This window comes from Polynucleobacter sp. 39-46-10 (genome assembly GCF_002282275.1).
Map to the genome: position 1 here is coordinate 1 of NZ_NCJB01000143.1, position 5,781 is coordinate 5,781.

Below are 5,781 nucleotides of genomic sequence, written 5' to 3' on the forward strand. Positions count from 1 at the left end.
GTTTAACCGCATAAAACTCTAGGTGCTCATGACAAATTGTATCGAATGAGTTTGTACGAAGCATTGCAGGAAGATAGCTCTGCTCAAAAATCCAAATACCATCATCTGCTAGGGCGCCTTCAATCTCTTTGGCAAAAGCAATTGGGTCTTCAAGATCGTAAAACATTGAAAAAGAGGTAATGACTTTTGCCCTCTTACCGCCCAAGGCTTTGGCAACTGCATCCGCAGAAAAAAACTCTGGAATCAAGAGAATTTCTTTGGGATAGTACTCAGAAAACTTCAAGCCTGTTGGATCAATTCCAACTAAGTCATATTCACTCTGGGGATAGGCTCTCAAAGTAGTTGCATCATTACTGCCAATATCAATAATGAGATCGCCCTTTTGAAGGAGATTCATCCCCAAGATATTGGCTACCTTTGAATGCAAATGCTTCACCATACTGGCATTAAGACCCGATCGATAGCCGTAATTTAGGCCATACATTTCACTTAAATCGTAGCTTTGTCTTAACTGAACTAAGCCGCAACCGTTTGAACTAGTGCACTTCACTAACTCAACTGCTCCACTAGTGACTTTTTCGGTTTTTGTTTTAGGAAATACCCCCGTTAGCGCCTGGTTCTCTAGCAGCATTAAAGAGGTTAATTGATTCCCTCCACAAATCCGGCACTTTGTAATTGTCTTTACCATTTTTTATATCTAACTTATGTAAGTATTAATCGTGACTTCTTTGTAAAAAATCTCTATAAGCTAACGCAATACCATCATTCAATGAAGTTTTTGCCTTCCAACCTAGGCCCGTCATTCGCGCAACATCCATCAACTTACGCGGCGTTCCATCTGGCTTGCTGGCATCAAACACAATTTTCCCTTGAAAGCCGATCACATCCATTACTGTTTCGGCCAATTCACAAATAGTCACATCTTCACCAACGCCAACGTTATACATACCCCCGCTAATTCCATTTTCCATCAGAAAAATACAGGCATCCGCCATATCGTCAACATACAAAAATTCACGGTAAGGCTTTCCGGAGCCCCACACCACTAATTCTGAATTGCCCCTTAACTTAGCCTCATGCACTTTACGAATCAAGGCCGGCAACACATGACTTTTGGCTAAGTCATAATGATCGTTGGGACCATATAAATTAGTTGGCATCACACTCACAAAACGTGTTCCATCGCCTTGGTTATAGACATTACATAATTCAATGCCAGCAATTTTTGCTATCGCATAGGGCTCATTGGTTTTCTCAAGCGGCCCACTTAAGAAATACTCTTCTTTAATTGGCTGCGGACAATCGCGGGGATAAATACAGCTGGAGCCTAAAAAACAAAACCACTTGGCACCCTCTTTATGAGCCGCATGCATGACATTATTTTGAACCATCAGGTTCTCATAGATAAATTCAGCAGGGTAAGCGTTGTTCGCCTGAATTCCCCCCACCATCGCCGCTGCTAAAAAAATGTATTCAGGCTTTTCTGATTCAAAAAACGCATTCACTGAAGCTTGATCCAACAAATCTAATTCTTTGTGGGTGCGAACTACTAAGTTGGCATAGCCACCCGATTCCAAACGCCGCACAATGGCGGAGCCTACTAAGCCCCTATGCCCAGCAACGTATATTTTGGAATCTTTTGGGATAGTCATCTCTGATCTCAAAAATCAATCAAACGTTTCATAGTTAAACAGATAAGCCCGCTAATGCCCGATCCCGCTCTAATGCTTTTGTTTGGAGCATCCCACAGCTGCTCACTTGGCACCACCGCTTTTGATATTCACCCAAACCCTCTGACCTAGGAGCACCAAGAGCATGAGAAAGAACGCTGCAGCTAAACCCGCTGCCGTAGACTTGAGCATACCCTTCTTGCCACTGCTAGTCGGCGCCGTGTTAGCCTCCAAGCCCTTGGTAAATCTGGCCTGGACCTGCAGGAGTTGGGCGTGCAACTGATCGAGAATTTCCTGACCCTTGATATCGTCTTTAACTAACTTAGTGCGTAGCTTTTGCTCAATCTGAAGTAACTCTGCATCCAAGGACAAGCCGTCAAAGGACTTTTCGGCCATCGGAATTGCCTCCTCTAGAAAGGTCTTCACGAGCGCAATTTGTGCGAGGCGGTCCCGTAGTCGCTGGAGGTTTTCCTTGGACTGGTTAATGTCGTTGTTAACCGCAATGATTTGGGTGCTGATCGGCAAGTACTTGGCTCCGGAGTCCTTGGGATCGACCACCTGGTTGCCCCCACTGGCGCCACCCGGGAAGCGCTTATGCAACTCCTCAAGACTCTTGGCACGCTGCACCTGGTAGCCCATCTCAATTTCGGTGGTGGTGATTCTCTTCTGAATATCGGCCACCGAGCTAATGGTCTCACCTTCGTAGCTGTTGAGAATGTTACGTATCTGCAGATATGCGCCGCCTGTGCGTAAGAACTTGGCTGCGGCGCGAACGTTCTCCAAAGACTGTTCTTTGGTTGCGCCGCTACCGGAGAGTGTCAAGCTTAAGATAGTGGTTGAGGCAGCATCCAAATCCTTACTTATCCCAGCTAAATCCTTGGTGTCTGCCTTTGAAATCGCATAGCTGGGAATGACATTTTTTTGCCACCATTGCTCATTAGCCAAGGATTTGTAGAGACCCTCCTGACCTTCTGGGGCTTTTCCCTCGGCATCGACTTGAGCAGCCAGCTTAGGCAAGCTCTTTTGAATCGTTTTCCAGGACACCAAGTCTAGGGCATAGGTGTTGGTGTTGGTGTTGGTGTTGGTGTTGGTGTTGGTGTTGGTGTTGTTAAGGAGAATATATTCTGCTGAGTAGCTACCCAAGAGCCACCAGCCTCCTAAGCCCAAAAACGCACCCACGACCCCTGCAATGGCGAGCTTTTTCCAAGAATCTGCCAAGAAATTGACAATATCGAGGAGGGAGATTTCTGCCTCTTGTGCTATGTCATCCCGACTTGGCGATCTAAAGGCGTTATCAGGAGAGTTCATAAGCTTTTTTAAGTAAAGTACTGGTGAATTCGGGGTTTTACAGCTACAAATTCATATTCATATTCATATTCTGATGATTATAGTGCTTGCTTATGGATTTTATAGGCAATTGAGTGGGGTGTGACTAATTTACAGGGTTTGTGCAAGGCCCGCCCCCGGCTTTCAGGATCGCCTTCACAGATTACTCAACCCAAAAAATGCATTCACTTGCCTAGGGCGCCAACTGGCTTTAAGGGCTCAAAGTTAGAAATTGCCTTGCTACCCCGTTGCATTGGTTGCGTACTCACATCGCACACTCTTTTATACACGCCCACAACTAGAGTTAAGCTGGCTGCCACAGGGCAATCGCCCTTGGGCTCACTAAGCATTCATGATTTGGGTTTTGGGTTTAGGGATAACCCGTAGTGCCAAGCTGGCAGTTAAAGTGATCCAAAAAAGGAGTGGGTCGAAGTTCCCGTTATTTGATACTTCGGTCGTACACCATAGCAAAAATGTCGATATCAGCACCCACCTTCCCAGGCTGCTCCAGGGCGCAGCTATAATAGGAGCGAGCTTTAGCGCAAGAGCTAGGGCGGCAAGAACTAAACCGATGCCAGGCAATCCTAGCCCAAGGGCTAGGTCCAACCAGCCGCCGTGAGCATGGGTTAGACGTACGCTCGATTCTGGCCACTTTTTATTGACCAACGGCCCAAATGAATTTTCGATTAGCCCATAACCCAAGAGGTTTTCTCGAAAAAGGTCCATGCCCACCAACCCCCAGGCGATTCTTTCATAGTTGGTTCCAGATACTGTCTTACCTAACTCATTGACTGGGTAACCCTTTTCACCATTAAATTTCCACTCTTGGTAACGATCTAGTTGCACTGCAATTTTGGCATCTGCAGCAAAAGTAGACCAAGAATCATTTTGCTGGATATGCTTTTGCCCCACAAAACCGACTCCGATCAGAATGACGGCTATGATCCCCACCTTGGTTAGAGACCAACTCTTCTTGGAAGCCCGCACCATGAATAACAGAAAAAGGATGAAGAGTAGCGCCTCATAAACAAAGCCATTTTTTATGTTTTGACCATAAAAGACAAAAGATATCGCAGCAATAGAGGTGCTATACACAAATAACTGGGCCCATTTCATGCGCCTGTCTCGCAATAAAGCCAAAATTTGCCCCAAGGCAACTGCCAGGGTGGGCAAGCAAAAAACCACGTAATCCGTCTTTGGGACATAAAAGGGCTGGGAGCTCGGATAGACCCTCAGAAAAGCAGGTACTGGTTCAAACCCAAAGGCACTTTGGCCATAAAAGGTAAGTGTCCACTTTAATAAATAGATGAGGGTAGGCATCAATAGGCCTAAATAGATCAAGGGCCATGCCCACCTTTTTACACTCTCCAGATTATTTGCGATCGATAGACCCAGGCCCAGCGCAAAGATTGCAGCTAAAAATGCTCGCTTCCAGATACCCTTGAATTCGAGCAACTGGATTGCTGGATTTTGAGACAGAAAGAGCAAATGAAAGCTAGCCCATACAAAGAGGATTCCAATAAGCCAAATTGGGAGGGCTCTTTTGTTTAGCAGTAAAGAACGATATTGATAGCTCACATACAGGCCTATGACCGCCCCAAGCACCAGAGAGGTATTCCTCCAAGAAGCTATCTCGGGCAAGATCCAAACCGAGTACAACACCACAAAGGTTACGCACTGCAAAGCAATGACCCACACTGGAATCTGGACAGGGCCATCTGCGCAAGCAGTTTTTAAAATAGGATTTTGAGTGCTCACCGTATAAAACTCATGAAAAAATATTTGTAATTAAATAGCGTTTTTTTAAACCATTTCATAGCGCCTCTATTAGGAAAATCTTCACGGGGAAGATTGCCATGCTTATAGGTTGTTCCTAAAGTCTCATTTGCCACCTTAATTCTCTTCTGCTCATTCTTCACATTGATTTATACACAAAACTATTCTACTCAAGAGAGCGCTGCAGCAATGAATTGTTCGCTGAACAGAAGGTATCTTCATCATAAGACCCCAAACCTTTCCCAGACTTTTTTAAAATGAAAGCTCCATATAATTTAGCTCCTTGAGGTCAAGCTAAGATTCATCTTCTTCGACCATCTCGCCCAGGTTAGTTGATTGCACTGTTCAAGACGACTCATTCTTCGAGTAAATTTACTCGTTGTAAAAATAGCGTTCCAGGTAGCCTCATAATTATTTTGAACATGGCGAATAATTTCAGGTAACTCATCCAGGGTTCCCCAAATAATAAAATCAGAGTATCGGGTGAGCTCTTTGTATGGTGCGAGCTCACTAATAACGATTACGCCCAACCTCAATGCAGGAAGTACGCGCAACTCCTCAAGAGTGTCATGGTGATCTGTTTGGCGAATATTGACCAAAATACGAGTACGAGCGTAAAGCTCCTCAACATCTTCATACCATGTTTGAATATTTTGGATTGGCATTGCCTTAGCGCGCATTACCTCTAAAAAATTCTTGCGACGGGGCTCTTCTGAGTTACCAAAATTAGTAATGGTGATAAAGTTTCGTTGCCTAAAATCACTTGAAGCGCAACTCAATTTATAAAGCGTAGGACTTATATATAGATGCTTGTCTTGAAGAAGGCGAAACCTCTCAACTCCCTGAATGTTGGCCAAATTAATTCGACTGTATTCGACAATGAAATCAAATTTTTTCAAGCGCTCATAGTTACTGAGCCGCGCAAGATACGGGGTTGAGTTAGCATCGCCTGGAATTAACAATGCCCCAGCCTCAAATCCATCACTATCTCTACCGCCTGGCTTTACCA

6 protein-coding genes are annotated in these 5,781 nt (G+C 44.9%); all 6 read right to left on the minus strand.

The window, feature by feature from the left end; all coding sequences use genetic code 11:
- Positions 1–631, minus strand: a 631-nt coding sequence (locus tag B7X71_RS10915; protein WP_363926964.1) for a methyltransferase domain-containing protein, incomplete at its 3' end; no start/stop codon positions are given.
- An 82-nt stretch (positions 632–713) separates the two neighbouring features.
- Positions 714–1,652 carry a GDP-L-fucose synthase gene (locus tag B7X71_RS10920; protein WP_293598739.1) on the minus strand — a complete coding sequence of 313 codons (939 nt, stop codon included), beginning with the start codon at positions 1,650–1,652 and terminating at the stop codon, positions 714–716.
- A 102-nt stretch (positions 1,653–1,754) separates the two neighbouring features.
- Positions 1,755–2,978, minus strand: a complete 1,224-nt coding sequence (locus B7X71_RS10925; RefSeq protein ID WP_293598740.1) for a hypothetical protein — start codon at positions 2,976–2,978, stop codon at positions 1,755–1,757.
- 203 nt (positions 2,979–3,181) lie between these two features.
- Positions 3,182–3,316: a hypothetical protein gene (locus B7X71_RS10930; protein ID WP_293600742.1), complete on the minus strand. Its 135-nt coding sequence runs from the start codon at positions 3,314–3,316 to the stop codon at positions 3,182–3,184.
- A gap of 22 nt (positions 3,317–3,338) precedes the next feature.
- On the minus strand, positions 3,339–4,754 hold the full coding sequence (locus tag B7X71_RS10935; protein WP_293599743.1) for a hypothetical protein: 1,416 nt from the start codon (positions 4,752–4,754) through the stop codon (positions 3,339–3,341).
- A gap of 293 nt (positions 4,755–5,047) precedes the next feature.
- Positions 5,048–5,781, minus strand: a 734-nt coding sequence (locus B7X71_RS10940; RefSeq protein ID WP_293600743.1) for a hypothetical protein, incomplete at its 5' end; no start/stop codon positions are given.

Coding starts and splice junctions, on each gene's coding strand:
- B7X71_RS10920 (WP_293598739.1), bottom strand. CDS start 1,652: ATGACTATCCCAAAAGATTCCAAAATATACGTTGCTGGGCATAGGGGC.
- B7X71_RS10925 (WP_293598740.1), bottom strand. CDS start 2,978: ATGAACTCTCCTGATAACGCCTTTAGATCGCCAAGTCGGGATGACATA.